This window comes from Microbacterium sp. UBA3486 (genome assembly GCF_002377845.1).
GTDB classification, from domain to species: domain Bacteria; phylum Actinomycetota; class Actinomycetes; order Actinomycetales; family Microbacteriaceae; genus Microbacterium; species Microbacterium maritypicum_A.
The window spans coordinates 18463-19768 of sequence record NZ_DFQP01000102.1; the positions used below are offsets into that span (position 1 = coordinate 18463).

Genomic DNA, 1306 nt, shown 5'->3' on the forward strand with positions numbered 1-1306 from the left:
GGCGTTCGCGCGCCGACGGCCGGGCGCCTTCATCGGTATCGCCGCGGTCGCAGGCGTCCTCGCGGGGCGCCTCACCCGCGCTCTCGCTGCGAATGCGCAAGAGCAGTCCTCGTCCGAGTCGAGCGCTCCCGCGGGCGGGACGACCCCGGCGCGCCCCGTAACCAGTCCTAGCACCAGCACGTCTGCTCCGGGTTCGAGCCCGGCTGCACCCGTATCGCGCCCCGTCGCTCCCGCTGCACCTCCGGCAGCGCCCCCGGCCCCGGTCGCGCCGGCATCTGGTCAGCCGGCACCCCCTGCTCCGGTCGCGCCGGAATCTCCCCTTCCAGGAGTGGGCCCCGGCGCCCCGAAAACCGCGCCCGGTGCGCCGGGAGCCTCGCGCCACGGCGACGTCACGGGAGGAGGCGCAGATGGCCGACCCAACCCCCTCTGAAGAACGGGGAGCGAACGAATCGCTCGGTGACCTGCTGAGCGAGGTGACCGGAGATCTCTCGACGCTCATGCGCCAGGAGCTCGCCCTCGCGAAAGCCGAGCTCCGCGAATCGGCGAAGAACACCGGCCGTGGAGCAGGCATGCTGGGCGGCGCGGCGTACGCCGGGAGCATGGTGGTGCTCTTCCTCTCGATCGCGCTCTGGGCAGCGCTGGCGACCCTGGTCGGCGGCGGGTGGTCGGGCGTCATCGTGGCCGCGATCTGGGCGGTGATCGCCGCCGTACTGTTCGTCATCGGCAAGGTGCAGCTCAAGAAAGTCAAGGGCGCGCCGCAGACGATGGAAACCCTGCAGGAATTCATTCCGACACTCAAGAGAAATGAGGAGAACTTATGAACGAGTCACCGGATGCCATCCGAGCCGATATCGAGCGCACGCGCCGTTCCCTGGGCCAAGACACCGACGCGCTGGTCGACAAGGTCACTCCCGGCAAGATCGTGGACCGCCAGAAGGACAAGGTGCGCACGAAATTCGGNNCATCAAGGAGCGCGTGATGGGCGCCGCGGACGATGCGAGCGGCACCGCATCGGGAGTCGCAGGGCGAGCCGGGGATGCCGCGCACGACGCCGCGCACACGGTCAAGGCGAAGGCCGAGGGGAACCCTCTCGCCGTCGGGCTCATCGCGTTCGGCGTCGGGCTGGTCGCGGCGTCGCTGATCCCGAGCACTGACAAGGAGAAGGAACTGTCGCAGACGCTCCGCGAAGAGGCGCAGCCCCTCGTCGACGAGGCCACGGCTGCGGCGAAGTCGGTCGCATCGAACCTGCAGGATCCCGCCACGGAGGCCGCTGAGGCCGTGAAGTCGACGGCGACGGAGGCTGCCG

At 70.1% G+C, this 1306-nt stretch carries 2 protein-coding genes and 1 pseudogene; all 3 read left to right on the plus strand.

All coding sequences use genetic code 11. The features are described 5' to 3' along the window. The first annotated feature begins 407 nt into the window (after positions 1 to 407). Complete coding sequence (locus B2869_RS16080) at positions 408 to 821, plus strand: phage holin family protein (protein WP_292768774.1); 414 nt, start codon at positions 408 to 410, stop codon at positions 819 to 821. After that, positions 818 to 979 (plus strand): DUF3618 domain-containing protein, encoded by a 162-nt coding sequence (locus B2869_RS16085; RefSeq protein ID WP_292768777.1) that lies wholly within the window; start codon positions 818 to 820, stop codon positions 977 to 979. The genes B2869_RS16080 and B2869_RS16085 overlap by 4 nt, the downstream gene beginning before the upstream one ends. Next, a pseudogene (locus B2869_RS16090) lies at positions 979 to 1306 on the plus strand (hypothetical protein); the annotation flags it as partial. The gene B2869_RS16085 and the pseudogene B2869_RS16090, both read left to right, overlap by 1 nt.

Bases quoted from the DNA above. Each gene is read 5' to 3' on its own strand.
- B2869_RS16080 (WP_292768774.1), top strand. From the start codon at position 408: ATGGCCGACCCAACCCCCTCTGAAGAACGGGGAGCGAACGAATCGCTC.